Source organism: Pantoea sp. B270 (assembly GCF_018726825.1).
Taxonomy (GTDB): Bacteria; Pseudomonadota; Gammaproteobacteria; order Enterobacterales; family Enterobacteriaceae; genus Pantoea; species Pantoea dispersa.
Window position 1 is genome coordinate 152,545 of sequence record NZ_JAHCSX010000003.1, and the last position, 18,536, is coordinate 171,080.

The window sequence follows — 18,536 nt, forward strand, 5'->3', positions numbered from 1 at the left end:
TGTGCGTTTACATCCTGATTTCGTTAAGATTTATCTGATGCCGGTTTACTGTAAATCGCGTCTGGTGCCACGTTCATGTGTTTCAGCACCGGCCCCATGATGTTGCCAAATACCGGCGCGGCCACCGATCCGCCAAAGTGATCGCCAGCGGTAGGATGGTTAATCATCACCACCAGCGCCACTTCCGGATGGCTGGCCGGCGCGATGCCGGCGGTGTAGTTGACATAGCCGCCGTCATATTTGCCGCTGCTGCCCATCTTCTCCGCGGTGCCGGTTTTGGTCGCCAGCCGGTAGCCCGGAACCGCTGCTTTCACCCCGGTACCGCCCGGCAGCACGTCACTCTCCAGCATGTGCACCACGGTTTGCACGATCTGCGGATCCGCCACCTGCCTGCCCAGCACCGGTGGCGTCACTTTGGTGATCGACAGCGGGCGATAGACGCCATACGAACCGAGCGTGGCGTACTCACGCGCAATCTGCAGCGGCGTTACGCGCAGACCGTAACCGAACGAGAAGGTGGCGCGCTCGATGTCCGCCCAGCGCTGGCGATGCAGCGGGAAGTAACCCACGCTCTCACCGGTCAGCCCCAGCCCGGTCGGCTTGCCGAGACCAAACGCCTGGTAGGTGTTCACCAGCGCTTCCGCCGGCATTGCCAGCGCGATGTGCGACACGCCGATGTCGCTGGATTTCTGCAAAATGCCGGTCATGGTCAGGCGTGGCCAGTGGCCAACATCACGGATCAGGTGGCCGTTGACGCTGTAGGGCGTGGTGTCGATCACCGAATCGGGGCGAACCAGATGACGCTGCAGCCCTTCCATCACCACCAGCGGTTTCACCGTCGAACCGGGCTCGTAGCTGTCGTTGATGGCGGTATTGCGCATTTGCGCCGGCGTGGCGTTGTCATAATTGTTGGGGTTGAACGAAGGATAAGACGCCATAGCGAGGATCTCGCCGGTGTCGATCTTCACCAGCACCGCCGCGCCCGAATCGGCCTTGTTGAGCAGCACGCCGTCGCGCAGCTTGCTGTACAGCGTAAACTGGTCAAACTTATCGATGCTGAGCTGCACCGTCGGCGGCTGCTTCGGCGGCTCGTAATCGATCATCGCAATAATGTTGCCGTCCCCATCCTGGCGATACACCTCTTTACCCGGCTCGCCCTGCAGTACCCGGTCAAAGCCCTTCTCCAGCCCGTTAAGCCCGTTATTGTCCGCCCCGACGATGCCAATCAGCGGCGCCGCGGCCTCACTCATCGGATAAAAACGGCTGTCGTCATACACCGAACTGATGCCTTTCAGATGCAGCTCTGCAATATCTTTGGCAATGCCCAGCTCGATTTTGCGCCCGAGATAGAGGAAGCGCTTTTTCGGATTGGCGGTGATCTGCGCGCGCAGCTCGTCCGGTCGCAGATTCAGCGCCGCCGCCAGATAGCTCCATTTGGCGCTGGTGAAATCGGGATTGGCCTCCAGCACGCGCAGCGGATCGGCGATGATATCGCGCGATGGCACGCTGAGCGCCAGCGCCTGGCCGTCGCGGTCGAGCAGCGTGCCGCGGTTGGTCGGCAGCGTCACGGTACGCAGCGAGCGCTGGTCGGCCTCGTGCTCCAGCATCGGATGATTGATCAGCTGCAGATCGCCGACGCGCGCCAGCAGCAGGCCCATGCAGCCTAATACGCCCAGACAAATCAGACGAAAACGAAACGGGTTAAACGGGGCTTTAATCTGGTCTTTTCCCAGAAATTTTTTAATCGGGGGCATGGCGATCCGCTGCGATAAAAGATGAATCCAAAGGGGTTAGCTGCAGTTATAAAGAAAGGTAAAGCGAGTTGACAGGAAAACAATGTATCAGTTCGTTTATGCCCGATTGAGGTCACCGCAACGGGACGCTTCACACCGGCAGATCGCAGGCAAAAAAAACCTGCGCATCTGCGCAGGTCGGTGTAATCAAGAAAACTGTTGATGTTCACCCATCAATACCTCTGGGACCCTGACTGTAGCAAGTTGCTCAGCGCAGAAACTATCACTCAAACGCAACAGTTACCGGCAAAATGTAACCAGCGGTGAGATTGTTAGCCGATTGTGCAACTGGCGTGTTTTTTGATTTCCACCAGGCAGCTCATGGCGTTCGGGCCCTGAGTTAACGACGAGGTCCCGATGTCGAGCGTCAGCACGTTAGGGTTGCCGGCGCGGTCCCACGGCTGCCACGCTTTGCCAAAACCGGGATCGAACCAGGCGCCGGTGGCGATGATCACCACGCCGGGCGTCAGGCCGTCCGTCAGGCGTACGCCAGCCAGCATACGGCCACGCGCGTTGCTCACTTCAATCTCATCGCCGTCACTGATACCGCGCGCGGCGGCGTCGTCAACGTGCATATACAGCGTTTCGTGACCGGCAGTTTTGCCGGCCTGCACCGTGGCGGTGGCATCCAGCTGACTGTGCAGGCGATCCGCAGGCTGCACCGAAATCATGTGCAGCGGGAACTGCGCGCTGAGCGCTGCGCCAAGCCACTCCTGCGGCGCGCGCCACTCCGGATGCCCGGCGAAATCCGCCAGCTGGTAATCGGCGATGGTCTGGCAAAACAGCTCAATTTTGCCGCTGGCGGTGTGAATCGGATGCGCCTGCGGATCAGCGCGGAAATCATCCATAAACACGTACGGCTTGCCGCCCTGCGGAATCTCAACAAAACCGCGCTGCCAGAATGCCTCGAACTCCGGGAACGCGATGTCCAGCTGCGCATGCGCCTGCGCGCACTGCTGGTAAAGATGCTCAATCCACTGCATCTCGTTGCGTCCTTCGGTAAAGCGATCGCGGTAGCCAAGGCGATCGGCCAGATCGGCAAAAATATCAAAGTCGTTACGCGCCTGATGCTGCGGTTTAATTGCCTGGTGCATCGCCAGCACGAAGCGGTCACGCGAGGAGCCGCCAATGTCGTTGCGCTCCAGCGTGGTGGTGGCCGGCAGCACGATGTCCGCCATCTGCGCCGCGGGCGTCCAGACGATATCCTGCACGATGACCGTATCCGGACGCTGCCAGCCCTCGACCAGTCGGTTGAGCTGCTGGTGATGGTGGAACGGATTGCCGCCTGCCCAGTGCACCAGGTGAATGTCGGGATAGTGCAGCGTCTCGCCCTGAAACGCATACGGCTGGCCGGGATTGAGCAGCATGTCGCTGATGCGCGCCACCGGGATCGACAGGTTCGCCGGATTCGGGCCGGTGCTCATCAGCGGCGCCGGGCCTTCCTGGCGCGGATTGCCGACGCTGTTCATCGAGCCATGGCCAAAAGAGAAGCCGCCGCCCGGCAGTCCCGGCTGGCCCAGCATCGACGAGAGCGCAATCATCATCCAGTACGGCTGCTCGCCGCGATGGGCGCGCTGCACCGCATAAGCACAGGTGATGAAGCTGCGTTTGCCCGCCAGCTGCTGCGCCAGCAGCGCGATACGCGCCGCCGGGATGCCGGTTATCGCACTGGCCCACGCGGGCGTTTTTGCCACGCCGTCGCTTTCGCCCAGCAGATAGGCACGCAGCTGCGGCCAGCCGGTGCAGTGGCTGGCGAGGAAAGCCTCATCGATCGCGTTGCGGCGGGTAATTTCATAGCCGAGCGCCAGCATCAGCGCCACGTCAGTGTTCGGGCGAATCGGAATCCACTCGGCGTTAACGAATGCCGGGCAGTCATCGCGCATCGGGCTGATGTTAATGATCGGCGTGCCTTTGGCGCTCAGCTGCTGCAGCGCCGGTTTCAGGCTGTGCTCGCCGGCGCCGCCGGAGGCCACCTGCGCATTTTTCAGCGCCAGGCCGCCAAAGGCGACGAAAATTTCTGCGTGCTCCACCACCTGCGGCCAGTCGGTGACGCGGCCGGTGAGCGGCATATAAGTGCCAATCACGTACGGCAGAAAGAACTGTGCCGCACCCCAGCTGTAGTTACCCTGCTGATCAACGCCACCGCCGCCCTGGAAATAGAAGCGACGAATCAGGGTGCGCGCATGGTTAACGCGACCGGCTGATGACCAGCCGTACGAACCGTTGAAAATGCCGGAAGCGCCGTAGCGGTCGCGCACCCGGCGGTTCTCTTCCGCCACCAGATCGAGCGCGGTGTCCCAGTCCACGGCGACAAAATCTTCCCGGCCGCGCAGCGTGCGATCGCTGTTTTCACGCGACTTCAGCCACGAACGGCGCACCATCGGCTGACGGATGCGTTTATCCGAGTACACCAGTTCAGGGATAGTGTGGATCATCGGGGAAGGATCGGCATCGGCGAAGAAAGGTTCGCAGGCAATCAGGCGCTGATTTTCGGTGACGGCGGTAAACGCGCCCCAGTGCGCAAGGTGCGGCACACGAGTTTTCATGGTTATGGGTCCGGCAGGCAGGTGTGATTCAGGCTGGCAGCATAGCACGGTGCCGTTACCGGGCTAAAGCCTCACCGTGAGCGTCTGATTTTCCGCACTTTTGCGACAGCGCTGACATTCTGGCGGGTTGCGGCTGCCGGGCTTTTCCGTAACACTGAGAGCATGTGTAAACGTTTTCCCGGATGTCGACCATTGCATGGCTACTATTAAGGATGTTGCCCGCATGGCGGGGGTGTCGGTCGCGACCGTGTCCCGCGTCATCAATAATTCGCCCAAAGCCAGCGAGAGTTCGCGCCTCGCCGTTACCCAGGCCATGGAACAGCTGCAGTATCACCCGAACGCCAATGCCCGCGCGCTGGCGCAGCAATCCACCGAAACGCTCGGGCTGGTGGTAGGCGATGTGTCAGACCCGTTTTTTGGCGCGATGGTGAAAGCGGTCGATGAAGTCGCCGGGCAAACCGGCAACTTTCTGCTGATTGGTAACGGTTACCATAATGAGCAGAAAGAGCGTCAGGCGATTGAACAGCTGATGCGCCATCGCTGTGCTGCGCTGGTGGTGCACGCCAAGAAAATTCCCGATGACGATTTAGAGCTGCTGATGAAGCAGGTGCCAGGCATGGTGCTGCTGAACCGGCTGCTGCAGGGGTTTGAGTCACGCTGCATTGCGCTGGATGACCGCTACGGCGCCTGGCTGGCTACGCGCCACCTGATTCAGCAGGGTCATACGCAGATCGCCTTTATCTGCTCGACGCACACCATTTCTGACGCCGAAGATCGGCTGCAGGGCTACTACGATGCGCTGAAGGAGCACGGTCTGCCGTGCAACGACCGGCTGGTGGCGTGGGGAGAACCGGATGAGGTCGGTGGCGAGCAGGCAATGACGGAACTGCTCGGACGCGGCAAGCAGGTGAGCGCGGTGGCGTGCTACAACGATTCGATGGCCGCCGGTGCGCTGGCGGTGCTGAGCGATAACGGCATTCGCGTGCCCGAAGAGATGTCGCTGATTGGCTTTGATGATGTGCTGGTGTCGCGCTACGTGCGTCCGCGCCTGACCACGGTGCGCTATCCGATTGTGACCATGGCGCAGCAGGCCGCGCAGCTGGCGCTGGCGCTGGCCAACGGCACCGCGCTGCCGGAGGTGACCAATATGTTTAGCCCGACGCTGGTCAGGCGGCATTCGGTGGGTGGACCAGGTTAAACGAGTGCGGGCTTTCCCTCACCCTAACCCTCTCCCTGAGGGAGAGGGAACGTTCCAGAGCGCGCGGCAAGGAGAGCGCGGTCAGCCCCCTCTCCCGCTTGCGGGAGAGGGTTGGGGTGAGGGCCAGCGCGCGCGGTCAGCCCTTGCGGAAAGGGGACGTTCCAGAGAGCACGGTCAGCCCCCTCGCCCGCTTGCGGGAGAGGGTTGGGGTGAGGGCCAGCGCGCACCCAACCTCCTATAAATCCTGCGAATACACCTTCACCTGCACCTCAGGAAACTCCAGCGCATCACACTGATACTGCCAGCCGAATCGCTCGTAGTAGCCGCCAAACGTTGACCACAGCCACACCGTTGCATAGCCGCGCTGGCGGGCATAGTCCAGCACGTGCTGCTGCAGGGCGGCGCTCAGTCCCTGCCCGCGCGCCGCTTCATCCACATACAGCGCGGCAACCCACGGATAGAGATCCTGACGGCTAATCAAATCGCAGCGCCAGAACCCTACCGTGCCGTGCGGCACGTCATCCTCGTCCAGCGCGACAAAGGTCACCGGAAACGCGGCACCGTTCAGGCTACTGCGTACAATGCTGTCGTAAAACGCGCGCGAGGTGCCGTCACCAAACGCCTGCCATAGCCAGTCGGTGATCTGGCTGGCGTGATGCGGCACACTGCTGAGCGGCACGATGCGCATCAGTTCAGCTCCAGCGCCAGCAGTTCCTGAATGGTCTGCGCACGGCGAATCTCACGCGGCACGCCCTGCTCAAACAGCACTTCCGGGATCAGCGGACGGCTGTTGTAGTTGGAGGACATTGATGCGCCGTAAGCGCCGGTATCATGGAACACCAGATAATCGCCGACCTGTGCCGCTGGCAGCGCGCGGGTTTCCACTTTGCCCCCTTCCAGCTGGGTAAACACATCTCCCGACTCACACAGTGGCCCGGCCACCACGCTCTCCACATGCGCCTCACCCGGCGCGCTGCCATCGGCAGGCAGCAGCGAAATATGGTGATAGCTGCCGTACATCGACGGACGCATCAGATCGCTGAAACCGGCATCCACCAGCACAAAGTGACGGCTGCCCATCTGCTTCACCGCCCGCACCTGCGACACCAGCACGCCCGACTCCGCCACCAGGAAACGGCCCGGCTCGATCTCCAGCTTCACCGCATGGCCGAGGTGCGCCGCGATACGCTCGCGCGCGCCGTTCCACAGCCCGTAATAGTGCTGCGTATCAATCGCCTCCTCACCAAAGCGGTAAGGAATCGACAGCCCACCGCCCGCCGAAATGGCCTGCAGGTCCTGGCCAAAGGCCACTACCTGGTCGACCATCGCGTCGCACACCTGCTGCAGATGGCCATAATCGACGCCGGAGCCAATGTGCATATGTAGCCCCACCAACTGCAGGCCGTGTTGCTGAATCGCCGCCAGCGCCAGCGGCAGATCGCTGTGCCAGATGCCGTGCTTACTGTTTTCGCCGCCGGTATTGGTTTTCTGGCTGTGACCGTGGCCAAAGCCCGGATTAATGCGCAGCCAGACGCTGTGACCCGGCGAAACCGCGCCGAGCTGATGCAGCATATCCACTGAGCCGGCATTCACCGGCACCTTCAGCTCGGCGATGCGCGCCAGCGTCGGCGAGTCCAGCACATCGGCGGTGAACACAATATCCTCGCCGCCCGGCTGAAAACCGGCGGCCAGCGCACGTTCGATCTCGCCGAGCGAGACCGAATCGACCTTGACGCCGGCAGCGCGCATCAGCCGCAGAATATGAATATTCGAGCAGGCCTTTTGCGCAAAGCGCACCACGTCAAACGCGCTGAGCTGCGCAATACGCTGCTGAATGATTTCGGCATCGTAAGCCCAGAACGGGCCGCTGTAGCGCTGCGCCAGCGGCAGCAGATTTGTGGCGTTAAGCGCCGTCTGGGAATCGTTAAGTGGACGTGGCATGAGCATTCTCCTGAGTCGTTGCTGTCATTTAGCCACAGCACAGTGATGCAGAAAAATATCTGTTTAAGCATCAGCTATGCAAATATGATATGGATGACATGGAGGCGACGATGGCAAAAATTAACTGGCGGCATATCGAAATCTTTCACGCGGTGATGACCAGCGGCAATCTGACCCAGGCTGCCACGCTGCTGCATACCTCGCAGCCAACGGTGAGCCGCGAACTGGCGCGGCTGGAGCAGCAGTTGGGCTTACAGCTGTTTGAGCGGGTGCGCGGCCGCCTGCAGCCCACCGTGCAGGGGCTGCGGCTGTACGAAGAGGTGCAGCGCTCGTGGTACGGTCTGGATCGCATCATGGATGCCGCCGAAGGGTTGCGCCAGTTCCGCCAGGGCGAGCTGTCCATCGCCTGCCTGCCGGTCTTTTCCCAGTCGCTGTTGCCGCCGCTGCTGCAGCCGTTTTTACAGCGCTATCCGCAGGTGAGCCTGAATATTATTCCGCAGGAGTCGCCGCTGCTGGAGGAGTGGCTGTCGGCGCAGCGCTACGATCTCGGTCTGACCGAAACCCAGCATGCACCCGCCGGGACTGAACGCCTGGCACTGCTGACCTGTGATGAAGTGTGCGTGCTGCCGCCGCAGCATCCGCTGTGTCAGCGGGCGGTGCTGACGCCGCAGGATTTTCACGGTGAAAACTATGTCAGCCTGTCGCGCAGCGATAGCTATCGTCAGTTGCTGGATGCGCTGTTCCATGAGCAGCAGGTGGAGCGGCGGCTGGTGCTGGAGACGCACAGCGCCGCGTCGGTGTGCGCGATGGTGCGCGCCGGGGTGGGTATTTCGATTGTTAATCCGCTGACGGCGCTGGATTACGCCGACAGCGGCGTGGTGATGCGCCGCTTCAGTATTGCCGTGCCGTTCACGGTGAGCCTGGTGCGGCCACAGCATCGGCCGGCATCGGCGCTGGTCGATCACTTCTGCGACCACCTGCAGCAGCAGGTGGCCACCTTTCCGCAGCGCATCGCCCAGCGGCTGGCTTAAGCGCGCACCGTCTCGCGCTGACCGCCCGATTTGCGGAAGGTCAGCAGACAAACCACTAAGCCCGCTGTCGCCAGCGCTGCTGCCGCGACCGGCACCGCCGTCAGGCCATAGCCTTTGTCGATCACTGCGCCGCCCACCCACGCACCAAGTGCGTTACCGACGTTGAAGGCCGAGATGTTGAGCGTCGACACCAGGTTCGGCGCGTCTTTGCCGTGGCGCACCACGTTGATTTGCAGGCCCGGCACGGTGGCGAAGGTCGCCATCGCCCACAGGAACAGGGTTATCTCTGCCAGCCACAGCGCATGGCTGGTCCAGCTGAACAGCAGCGAGAACACGGCGATCAGCGAAAAGCTGAGGATCAGGCTGAACGACACTTTCCAGTCCGCCAGTTTTCCGCCAACAATGTTACCCACCGTCAGGCCAGCGCCAATCAGGAACAGCGTCCAGCTGACACCGCGATCGCTGATGCCGGTCACCTGCAGCAGCAGCGGCGCAATGTAGCTGAACAGCGCAAACATCGCGGCGGCAAAACACACCGTCATCAGCAGTGACAGCCACAGTTTGCCGTTGGCCAGCGCGCTGATTTCGCTTGCCAGGTGCACCGGTTTTTCATCTTTGTTAGTCGGCAGGCTGACGATCAGCGCGATGAACGCGAGGATGCCAATAATCGCCACGCCCCAGAAGGTGGCGCGCCAGCCAAACAGCTGACCAAACCAGGTGCCGAGCGGCACGCCCAGTACGTTGGCCAGCGTCAGACCGGTAAACATTAGCGCCACCGCCGACGCCTGACGGCTCGGTGCCACCAGGCTGGCCGCCACCACTGAACCGATGCCGAAGAACGCACCGTGACACAACGCGGTAATGACGCGCGCCAGCATCAGCAGGTTATAGGTATAAGCCAGCGCACAGAGTACGTTGCCGATGATGAAGATGATCATCAGCAGAATCAGGGTACGTTTACGCGGCAGTTTCGCGGTCAGCAGCGCCATGATTGGCGCGCCGATAGCCACGCCCAGCGCATAGCCGCTGATCAGCCAGCCCGCAGAAGGAATCGACACCTGCAGGTCACCCGCCACTTCCGGCAGTAACCCCATGATGACGAACTCCGTGGTGCCGATGGCGAACGCACTCAGCGCCAGCGCCAGTAATGCAACAGGCATAACACACTCTCCCAAAATAATTTTGCAGGCGGGCCGCACGACGAACGCCGTACGGTTAAGACAGACGCGTATCCCTCCGACAGTGCGGGGATGTTTATTTTTGAACTGCGTCACAGTCTGCTATTAAAGCACAGCCTCCGGCTATCAACCACCCGGGCGGCAGCAAGGCTATTTTGCCTGCGCGGCAATAATGCCGGCGCTAAAAAGTGTCGCTTATGCATCACTGAGACAGGACGGCGATAACAGACTACGCTTGATAACAGGTTGTGATCGCTGTCACAGCGACGGCGCTTTCTGGCGTTAAATCAGGCAGTAAAGGATGGTCGCACATTGCCGATACCCCAATGGATTGCCCGGTAATGCGGCGTCAACACAACAGGGGGACAGAGTTATGCGATGGATCATCGCGCTGGCGATCGGCGGCTTAAGCGGCTGTTCGGTCGGGCACTATGAATACAGCTCAGAAGCGGCCAGGCGCGTCGATATGACCGTTACCGGCATCCCCACCGTGCTCGGCATGGGTGCGCTGGGCACCACTATCCCCCTGACGCGCGAATATAGCCTGACGGCGGCACACGTGGCCAAATATTCGCTGTATCGGGTGAAGGCCTGGCATCCGGAGTGCGATATCGCCGTGGTTTATCATGCGAATAAAGAAGCCAATCTGCCCCCGCAGTTCCGCAACAGCCATATCGGCGACAACGTTAATCTGTATGGGTATAGCTTTATCTCCGCGCTGCCGGTGGCATCAAGCGGCAAAAATCTGATCAATACGACGCTGAGCAATGACTGGAATAAGGCCAGCTGCGTAGTGGTGGCGGCCAATGCCGGCGTGGTGAAAGGCATGTCCGGCGGCGCGGTGTATAACGCCAGCGACGACACGCTGGCCGGGGTGATTGTCGGCTATAGCAGTCGGATTGATGATAATAAGAGCGGCAAAACGCTGTTTAAAGATGTGGCGCTGTATGTGCCTTATGCGCGGTTCCAGGCGTGGCTGGATGGGGTGGTGAAGTCTTAGGTTGGGTGCGCGCTGATGCCCTCACCCCGGCCCTCTCCCACGGGGAGAGGGAGAAAACCAGAGCTGACCTCTGCCACAGGGAGAGGGAGAAAACCACAGCGGCCCTCTCCCACCGGGGTACAGGCAAGTCCCCTCTCCCCATGGGAGAGGGTTAGGGTGAGGGTGAAGGCAACCTGATTACTTACCGGTCGGACGCAGAGCCGGGAACAGGATCACGTCACGAATGGTGTGGCTGTTGGTGAACAGCATGACCAGACGGTCAATACCGATGCCCAGACCCGCAGTCGGTGGCAGACCGTGCTCCAGCGCGGTGACGTAGTCTTCGTCGTAGAACATCGCTTCGTCATCACCGGCGTCCTTCGCGTTAACCTGCTGCAGGAAACGCTCGGCCTGATCTTCCGCATCGTTCAGCTCGGAGAAGCCGTTACCGATTTCACGGCCGCCGATGAAGAACTCAAAGCGGTCGGTGATTTCCGGGTTCTCGTCATTACGACGCGCCAGCGGTGACACCTCTGCCGGATACTCGGTGATGAAGGTTGGCTGAATCAGGTGCGCTTCGGCGGTCTCTTCGAAGATCTCGGTCACCACGCGGCCCAGACCCCAGCTCTTCTCCACTTTAATGTGCAGCGCGTTGGCAATCGCCACTGCTTTATCAAAGTCATCCAGATCGGCGAGGTCCGTCTCAGGACGGTATTTCTTGATCGCTTCACGCATGGTGAGCTTCTCAAACGGCTTGCCGAAATCGAAGGTGTGCTCACCGTAAGGCACTTCCGTCGTGCCCAGCACGTCCTGCGCCAGGGTACGGAACAGACTCTCGGTCAGTTCGATCAGATCTTTGTAATCCGCATACGCCATATAGAGTTCCATCATGGTGAACTCTGGATTGTGGCGCGGCGAAATCCCTTCGTTACGGAAGTTACGGTTGATCTCAAACACGCGATCGAAACCGCCAACCACCAGACGCTTCAGATACAGCTCCGGCGCAATACGCAGGTACATGTCGATGTCGAGCGCGTTGTGATGAGTGATGAACGGACGCGCGGATGCGCCGCCAGGAATCACCTGCATCATCGGCGTTTCTACTTCCATAAAGTCGCGGTTAACCATGAACTGACGAATGCCGGCCATGATTTGTGAGCGAATTTTGAAGGTCTTACGCGAATCGTCGTTGGAGATCAGGTCAAGGTAACGCTGACGGTAACGGGTTTCCTGATCGGCGAGGCCGTGGAATTTGTCCGGCAGCGGACGCAGCGCTTTGGTCAGCAGGCGCAGTTCAGAGATGTGGATCGACAGCTCGCCGGTTTTGGTTTTGAACAGCTTACCGCGCGCGCCGAGGATATCGCCGAGATCCCATTTTTTGAACTGCTCATTGTAGACGCCTTCCGGCAGATCGTCACGGGAAACGTAGATCTGGATCTGACCGCCCACATCCTGCAGGGTGGCGAACGACGCCTTACCCATGATGCGGCGGGTCATCATACGACCGGCTACGCTCACCTCAACGCCGAGCGCTTCCAGCTCGTCGTTCTCTTTGCTGTCATAGTCGGCATGCAGACGATCGGAGGTGGTGTCACGGCGGAAATCGTTAGGAAACGCCACGCCCTTTTCACGCAGCGCGCTGAGTTTTTCGCGACGCGCTTTCAGTTCGTTGTTTAACTCAAGGGCGGCATCAGCGCTCTGCGGTTGTTGTTCAGACATGTCGGTTCCTTATAGCCCTGCTTTTAAACTTGCTTCAATAAAACGGTCAAGATCGCCATCCAGTACGGCCTGGGTGTTACGCGTTTCTACGCTGGTACGCAGATCCTTGATGCGCGAATCGTCAAGAACGTATGAACGGATCTGGCTGCCCCAGCCGATGTCCGACTTGTTCTCTTCCGCCGCCTGCTTGTCGGCATTCTTCTTCTGCATTTCGTATTCATACAGCTTGGCACGCAGCTGTTTGAAGGCCTGATCTTTGTTCTTATGCTGCGAGCGGTCGTTCTGGCACTGCACCACAATGTTGGTCGGCAGGTGGGTAATACGCACCGCTGACTCGGTTTTGTTAACGTGCTGACCACCGGCACCCGAGGCGCGATAGACGTCGATACGCAGGTCGGCCGGGTTGATTTCGATGTCGATGTTGTCATCCACTTCCGGGTAAATAAATACCGAACTGAAGGAGGTGTGACGACGACCGCCGGAGTCGAACGGGCTCTTACGCACCAGACGATGAACGCCGGTTTCGGTACGCAGCCAGCCGTAAGCGTAATCACCTATGATTTTGATGGTGGCTGATTTGGTACCGGCCACTTCGCCTTCGGACTCTTCGATGATCTCGGTTTTGAAGCCTTTGGCTTCCGCCCAGCGCAGATACATGCGCAGCAGCATGCTGGCCCAGTCCTGCGCTTCGGTGCCGCCAGAGCCGGCCTGAATATCCATGTAGCAGTCGGCGCTGTCGTATTCGCCGGAGAACATACGGCGGAACTCCAGTTCACCCAGTTTCACGTCCAGCGCGTCCAGCTCGACCACGGCTTCGTTAAAAGTCTCTTCGTCGTCGGCTTCAACCGCCAGCTCCAGCAGACCCTGCACGTCTTCCAGCCCCTGCTGCATCTGGTCGAGCGTTTCAACTACCGCTTCCAGCGAGGCGCGCTCTTTGCCCAGCGCCTGCGCGCGTTCAGGTTCGTTCCAGACGTCCGGCTGTTCCAGCTCGGCGTTTACTTCTTCGAGGCGTTCTTTCTTGGCATCGTAGTCAAAGATACCCCCTAAGAACGCTGCTGCGCTCGCTGAGGTCCTGGATACGATTTTTGACCGGATTAATTTCAAACATGGCTTTTCAGTCTTTTTTGACGATTCGGTGAGAAGAGATAAAAGTAACGCGCTAGTTTACCCGAAAGCGCGCCTGGTTTGTAGCTTTGCACATCAATGGCTATACCGCGTATGAACCGGCAGAAAATAATTGCGCCAGTTCTGGAAACCGGCAGGTAGCGTGGTTGCCAGAAATCCCGCTGTCACTCGCCACCTACGCGGTGCGTCTTCAGAATTTTCCTACATAATCACGGCAATAAACGCCAGCTGGCGTCATTAAAACCCATGATTTCTCAGACAAAATCATTAAAACTCCACCATCAGAAATGTCTGGTTCGAAGCGTGATATAGCGTGATTAGCCTGCGCAATGCTGCGCTGTCCTGGCCATCAACCGGCCAGTGTGCACCTTATCCTTTCTGCACCCTGGCGGAATCCCAGGGGTTCGTGCTTCATCTATTGCGTTCTGTCTGTCAGCCACGTTGCTCAGGAGTATTCGTGACAGGGAAAGACTGCATTCAGGCCCGTTAACGTGAACGGGCGACAACATGCCCTGAGAGGCATGAGGAGTTGCCATGCATTATCCTGTTGTTACTTTTCGACCCTCACCGCGCCTGCTGGCGCTCCTCATCCCGTTTCTGCTCAGCGCCTGTGGTGGCGGAGGCGGTGGTAGCGGCGGCGGCAGCACCCTGAACCCGGTCACGCCGGTTGTTGAACCTGCGGTGCCGGCCACGGCCGCCAGCAATAAAGTGGGCATCATTGACTCTGGTCTGGCCCCGGGCCGCAGCGGAATTAATTACGCCAACGTGAATTTCTCCAGTTATGTCGACAGCAACACCGCGCTGAATGACAACATGGGGATCAATGGCCACGGCACGCTGGTGGCGATGACGCTACTGGGGCTGTCGCCTGACAGCGCGCTGTATGTGGCGCAGGCATCACAAAATAACATTTTCAGCTATGACAATACTGCGCGCGCCGTGCAGGGATTAGTGGCACAGGGCGTACGCATCTTCAATATGTCCTACGGTTCGCAGGAGCGCCTCACCAGCCAGCAGGCACTGACCGATGCGCGCCAGCGCTATCAGTCGCTGTATCAGGGGCTCCACGCGGTGGCTGCGGCAGATGGGCTGGCGGTGATGATCACCGGCAACAACAGCGGCGCCACGCCGGCACCGGACGTGCTGACACCGCTGATGTATAACGACCCGCAGCTGGCGCGTAATCTGCTGGCGGTGACCGGTATCCTGAGTCATACCGGTTATGACCTGCCAGGCCGCGCAGCCGGCACCGGACCGTTTGACGCCTGCGGCGCGGCCGCCGCGTGGTGCCTGACCGCGCCGGGCTATACCGATTACCTGTATCAAAACTCCGACGGCAGCTGGGTGCAGGCGCGCAGCTACGGCACCTCGTTTGCCGCACCGCGCGTGACGGCTGCGGCCTCGCAGCTGCTGCAGCGTTTCCCGTGGATGAGCGGCCATAACCTGCAGCAAACCCTGCTGACCACCGCCACTTACCGCAGTGATGCGCACGATAACGTCGCCGACAGCGCGAACGGGCGGCCATACAATGAGACGTTCGGCTGGGGCGATCTTAACGCCGCCAAAGCCTTAAACGGGCCGGGACAATTCTGGGCAGAGGACTTCAGTGCGCGCCTCGACGGCGGCCAGTATGTGTTCAGCAATGACATCAGCGGCGATCGCGGGCTGGTGCTGGACGGCAGCGAACGCGGCGGTACGCTGCAGCTGACCGGCAACAACAGCTATCAGGGCCTGACGCAGGTCTCCGCCAATAGCCTGCTGATTGACGGTGCGATTGCCGGCAATGCGCTGGTAAACGGCAGCGGCAAACTGGGTGGCAGCGGACGCATCGGCGGCAATCTGGTCAACCAGGGATCGGTTAATAGCGGCCTGCAGGTGGCGGGCAACTATCAGCAAAGCGCCGACGGTACGCTCAACGTCACGCTGAACAATCCGCTGCGCGTGACCGGCAACGCGGCGCTTGACGGCACGCTAAACCTGGCGCCGCCCTCCGCCAGCTACGTGGTGAAACAGCAGGAAACGTTGCTGACCAGCGGCGGCGGCGTGAGCGGTCAGTTTAGCCAGGTCAATACCGGCGTATTTCTCGACGGTTCCGTCAGCTATGACGCCCACAGCGTTACCGGCCAGCTAACGCGTAAAAACACCGCCGCGGCGGCACAGGCGATGGGAATCGATAGCACCAGCGCGCAGCAAACCAGCCGCAACCTGGAGCAGGCGTTTGAGCTGGCGGACCGCTGGCAGGGTCAGGCGACGCTGAGCAGTGCGCAGCAGTCAGCGCTGGCGGCCGCAGGCGCCTTCCAGACGCTGGCGGACACCCGCAGCGCACAGGCGGCGATCAACTCCCTGTCCGGCCAGGCGCATGCCTCCGGCAATGCGGTGCTGTTCAACGCGCTTGATTATCAGACGCGCCTGCTCAACAACCGCATCGATGATGCCAGCGAACAGGGGCGCTTCGGCTTCTGGCTGGAGAGCGGTCAGCTGCGCGGTTCGCTCGATCAGGATGGCTATCTCGGCAACCGCTATCGCAATACCCTGACCGCGCTGGGTGCCGACAGCGATTTTGGCCTGCCCGGCCTGCGCCTCGGCATCGCCTGGACGCACACTCAGCTTGATGCCACCTATGACGACACCGGCGGCAACAGCCAGAACAGCCTGCAGGGCGTAATGCTGTATGGGCGCTATGCGGTGACGCCAGCCTGGTACTGGCAGGGCAATCTCAGCTATCAGCATGGACGCGACAAACTGCAGCGCCTGGTGCTGCTGGATGAAGCTGCACCGGTCTCCTCTTCCGCCCGCACTGACAGCTGGCAGGCAGCGTTACAGAGCGGCTATCGCTGGACGCTACAGGAGGATTATCGCATTGAGCCCTATCTCGGCTGGCGTGAAACCGGCCTGCAAACCGGCAGCTTCAGCGACAGCGGCAGCGCGTTTGGTCTGCAGGGCGACGGCGACAGCTATCGCCGCAGCGTCGGTTACGGTGGCCTGAATCTCAGCGCGCGCCAGGACTGGTCGGCGGGCTGGTGGAGCATGCTGAGCCTGTACGGCGAATACCAGTACGCGTTCAGCAATCCGTCGATGGACGTCAGCGCGCGCTGGAGCGGCTTCGGCAGTGGTCAGCAGAGCTTCACCATCCCGGGTATGCAGCTCGATCGCCGCTCGCAGTGGTTTGGTGCGCGGGTTGATCTGGTGCAGTCGGCACGCGCGCGGCTGTTCCTGCGTGCCGACCGCCACGTGGCCGATCGCGGCGATGAGAAGGTGCTGCGCGGCGGTGTCGACGTCACGTTCTAAAGGTTACGACTGCGGCCAGATATGGTCGATGATCAGCTGTACCGAGCGGTTGCCGCGGTATTCGTTGATATCCAGCTTGTAGGCCAGCTGCACCTGACGCACGCTGCTGTCTGGCCACAGGCTGGTGTCGACGTTAAAAGCGATACCATCCAGTAACGGGCCGCCGCCCAGCGGCTCGACCATCACCTTAAGGTGACGCTCGCCCACCAGACGCTGCTGCAACAGCTTAAACTGACCGTCGAACACCGGCTCCGGAAACGCCTGGCCCCAGGGGCCGGCTTCCCGCAGCATTTCCGCGGTGTGCAGGGTAAACTCCTGCGCATGCAGTTCGCCATCGGACCACATCACGCCCTGCAGCGCCTCGCCTTCCAGCCATTCGTCGATCAGCGCAGCAAAGCGCTGGCGGAACTCATCATACTTCGCCTCTTCCAGCGACAGCCCCGCCGCCATGGCGTGCCCGCCAAATTTGATGATCAGGCCAGGATAGAGTGTGTCGATACGTTCCAGCGCGTCGCGCAGGTGCAGCCCGGCAATCGAACGGCCAGAGCCCTTCAGCGTGCCGTCACCGGCGGGCGCGAAGGCGATCACCGGACGGTGGAAGCGCTCTTTCAGGCGTGACGCGAGGATGCCAACCACGCCCTGATGCCACTCCGGGTGATAAAACGCCAGCCCGAGCGGCAGATCGCGATGCTGGCGCTCCAGCTCATCGCACAGCGCCAGCGCTTCGCTCTTCATGCCCTGTTCAATCTCTTTGCGCGTCTGATTAAGCGCATCAAGTTCGCTGGCCAGCATGCGCGCCTGGGCAATATCTTCCGTCAGCAGCAGTGCAACGCCAACCGACATATCGTCCAGCCGGCCGGCAGCATTGAGGCGTGGCCCGACGGCAAAACCTAGGTCGCTGGCCGCCAGCTGACGCGCATCGCGGTTGGCAATCTCCAGCAGCGCGCGGATGCCGGCACGGCATTTCCCGGCGCGGATGCGGCTCAGCCCCTGCCACACCAGAATGCGGTTGTTGGCATCCAGCGGCACCACGTCGGCCACGGTACCGAGCGCCACCAGATCCAGCAGTTCGGCCAGATTGGGTTCACTGCGTCCGTCGCTGAACCAGCTCTGCTGACGCAGATGGGCACGCAGCGCCAGCATCAGATAAAACGCCACGCCCACGCCTGCCAGCGAACGCGACGGGAATGCGCTGTCGCTCAGGTTAGGGTTAACGATGGCTTCTGCCGCCGGCAGCGTTTCGCCCGGCAGGTGGTGATCGGTGATCAGTACCGGAATGCCGTGCTGGTGTGCGGTGTCGACGCCCGCGTGCGACGAAATGCCGTTATCCACGGTGAGGATCAGCTCGGCGCCGCGCGCACGCGCCTGCTCTACCACTTCCGGGCTCAGGCCATAGCCGTCCTCAAAGCGGTTCGGCACCAGATAATCGACATTGCCGCCCATGCTGCGCAGCGCCAGCACGGTGAGCGCAGTGCTGGTGGCACCATCGGCATCGAAATCGCCCACCACCACGATGCGGCGTTGCTGCTGCAGCATCTCATGCAGCAGCGTCACGGCGCGCTCAATGCCGCCAAGGCTTTGCCACGGCAGCAGGAATTTCGCGCCGCGTTCCAGTTCGGCAGCGTCTTTGACACCGCGCTGCAGGTAGAGACGACGCAGCAGCGGCGGTAAATCATCGGGTAACTGCGCGTCGGCCTGGGCTTCACGCCGACGTAATTCTACAGAGTGCATCACTGTG

General features: G+C 60.8%; 12 protein-coding genes. 4 read left to right on the top strand and 8 right to left on the bottom strand.

The annotated features are described in order from the left end of the window. Window positions 1-23 precede the first annotated feature (23 nt). Window positions 24-1,754 (bottom strand): penicillin-binding transpeptidase domain-containing protein, encoded by a 1,731-nt coding sequence (locus KOL70_RS20305; RefSeq protein WP_021506690.1) that lies wholly within the window; start codon window positions 1,752-1,754, stop codon window positions 24-26. Window positions 1,755-2,065: 311 nt separating this feature from the next. Continuing rightward, on the bottom strand, window positions 2,066-4,339 hold the full coding sequence (locus KOL70_RS20310; protein ID WP_031279488.1) for a molybdopterin-dependent oxidoreductase: 2,274 nt from the start codon (window positions 4,337-4,339) through the stop codon (window positions 2,066-2,068). 196 nt (window positions 4,340-4,535) lie between these two features. On the opposite strand from KOL70_RS20310, the gene galR reads away from it, so the two are divergent. After that, window positions 4,536-5,537, top strand: coding sequence for an HTH-type transcriptional regulator GalR (gene galR, locus KOL70_RS20315; protein ID WP_031279486.1), 1,002 nt, complete (start codon window positions 4,536-4,538; stop codon window positions 5,535-5,537). A gap of 235 nt (window positions 5,538-5,772) precedes the next feature. Here the strand turns inward: galR and KOL70_RS20320 are convergent, their stop codons facing one another. Together KOL70_RS20320 and lysA are read right to left on the bottom strand one after the other, a co-directional pair. Further along, entirely contained in the window at window positions 5,773-6,225 is a 453-nt protein-coding gene (locus tag KOL70_RS20320) for a GNAT family N-acetyltransferase (RefSeq protein WP_021506687.1), read from the bottom strand. Continuing rightward, a complete protein-coding gene (gene lysA / locus KOL70_RS20325) occupies window positions 6,225-7,478 on the bottom strand; it encodes a diaminopimelate decarboxylase (RefSeq protein WP_021506686.1) in 1,254 nt (417 codons plus the stop codon). The genes KOL70_RS20320 and lysA overlap by 1 nt, the downstream gene beginning before the upstream one ends. 110 nt (window positions 7,479-7,588) lie before the next feature. Here lysA and KOL70_RS20330 point away from each other — a divergent pair, with 110 nt between their 5' ends. After that, a complete protein-coding gene (locus KOL70_RS20330) occupies window positions 7,589-8,509 on the top strand; it encodes a LysR family transcriptional regulator (RefSeq protein WP_215481478.1) in 921 nt (306 codons plus the stop codon). Here KOL70_RS20330 and KOL70_RS20335 read toward each other — a convergent pair. Continuing rightward, window positions 8,506-9,669, bottom strand: a complete 1,164-nt coding sequence (locus KOL70_RS20335) for an MFS transporter (RefSeq protein ID WP_215481479.1) — start codon at window positions 9,667-9,669, stop codon at window positions 8,506-8,508. The two genes, KOL70_RS20330 and KOL70_RS20335, sit on opposite strands and share 4 nt — an antisense overlap. 391 nt (window positions 9,670-10,060) lie before the next feature. Between KOL70_RS20335 and KOL70_RS20340 the strand changes: the two genes are divergently transcribed. Then, window positions 10,061-10,687, top strand: coding sequence for a hypothetical protein (locus KOL70_RS20340; RefSeq protein ID WP_021506683.1), 627 nt, complete (start codon window positions 10,061-10,063; stop codon window positions 10,685-10,687). Between the two features lie 177 nt (window positions 10,688-10,864). On the opposite strand, the gene lysS is transcribed toward KOL70_RS20340, so the two are convergent. Both lysS and prfB read right to left on the bottom strand, forming a co-directional pair. Beyond that, entirely contained in the window at window positions 10,865-12,385 is a 1,521-nt protein-coding gene (gene lysS, locus KOL70_RS20345; RefSeq protein ID WP_021506681.1) for a lysine--tRNA ligase, read from the bottom strand. A 9-nt stretch (window positions 12,386-12,394) separates the two neighbouring features. After that, window positions 12,395-13,493, bottom strand: a protein-coding gene (gene prfB, locus KOL70_RS20350) for a peptide chain release factor 2 (protein ID WP_104093670.1) whose coding sequence is annotated in 2 segments (ribosomal slippage) — window positions 12,395-13,417 and window positions 13,419-13,493 — 1,098 coding nt in all. Because the reading frame shifts where the segments join, the coding sequence is not laid out codon by codon here. A gap of 551 nt (window positions 13,494-14,044) precedes the next feature. Here prfB and KOL70_RS20355 point away from each other — a divergent pair. Next, the gene (locus KOL70_RS20355) at window positions 14,045-16,798 is read left to right on the top strand and encodes an autotransporter domain-containing protein (protein ID WP_215481480.1); all 2,754 of its coding nucleotides are present in this window, start codon (window positions 14,045-14,047) and stop codon (window positions 16,796-16,798) included. Between the two features lie 3 nt (window positions 16,799-16,801). Here the strand turns inward: KOL70_RS20355 and recJ are convergent, their stop codons facing one another. After that, the gene (gene recJ / locus KOL70_RS20360; RefSeq protein WP_211725015.1) at window positions 16,802-18,529 is read right to left on the bottom strand and encodes a single-stranded-DNA-specific exonuclease RecJ; all 1,728 of its coding nucleotides are present in this window, start codon (window positions 18,527-18,529) and stop codon (window positions 16,802-16,804) included. Between the last annotated feature and the right edge of the window lie 7 nt (window positions 18,530-18,536).

Excerpts from the sequence above, each read along its gene's own strand:
- KOL70_RS20305 (WP_021506690.1), bottom strand. The coding sequence starts at position 1,754 with ATGCCCCCGATTAAAAAATTTCTGGGAAAAGACCAGATTAAAGCCCCG.
- KOL70_RS20310 (WP_031279488.1), bottom strand. The coding sequence starts at position 4,339 with ATGAAAACTCGTGTGCCGCACCTTGCGCACTGGGGCGCGTTTACCGCC.
- galR (WP_031279486.1), top strand. The coding sequence starts at position 4,536 with ATGGCTACTATTAAGGATGTTGCCCGCATGGCGGGGGTGTCGGTCGCG.
- KOL70_RS20320 (WP_021506687.1), bottom strand. The coding sequence starts at position 6,225 with ATGCGCATCGTGCCGCTCAGCAGTGTGCCGCATCACGCCAGCCAGATC.
- lysA (WP_021506686.1), bottom strand. The coding sequence starts at position 7,478 with ATGCCACGTCCACTTAACGATTCCCAGACGGCGCTTAACGCCACAAAT.
- KOL70_RS20330 (WP_215481478.1), top strand. The coding sequence starts at position 7,589 with ATGGCAAAAATTAACTGGCGGCATATCGAAATCTTTCACGCGGTGATG.
- KOL70_RS20335 (WP_215481479.1), bottom strand. The coding sequence starts at position 9,669 with ATGCCTGTTGCATTACTGGCGCTGGCGCTGAGTGCGTTCGCCATCGGC.
- KOL70_RS20340 (WP_021506683.1), top strand. The coding sequence starts at position 10,061 with ATGCGATGGATCATCGCGCTGGCGATCGGCGGCTTAAGCGGCTGTTCG.
- lysS (WP_021506681.1), bottom strand. The coding sequence starts at position 12,385 with ATGTCTGAACAACAACCGCAGAGCGCTGATGCCGCCCTTGAGTTAAAC.
- KOL70_RS20355 (WP_215481480.1), top strand. The coding sequence starts at position 14,045 with ATGCATTATCCTGTTGTTACTTTTCGACCCTCACCGCGCCTGCTGGCG.
- recJ (WP_211725015.1), bottom strand. The coding sequence starts at position 18,529 with ATGCACTCTGTAGAATTACGTCGGCGTGAAGCCCAGGCCGACGCGCAG.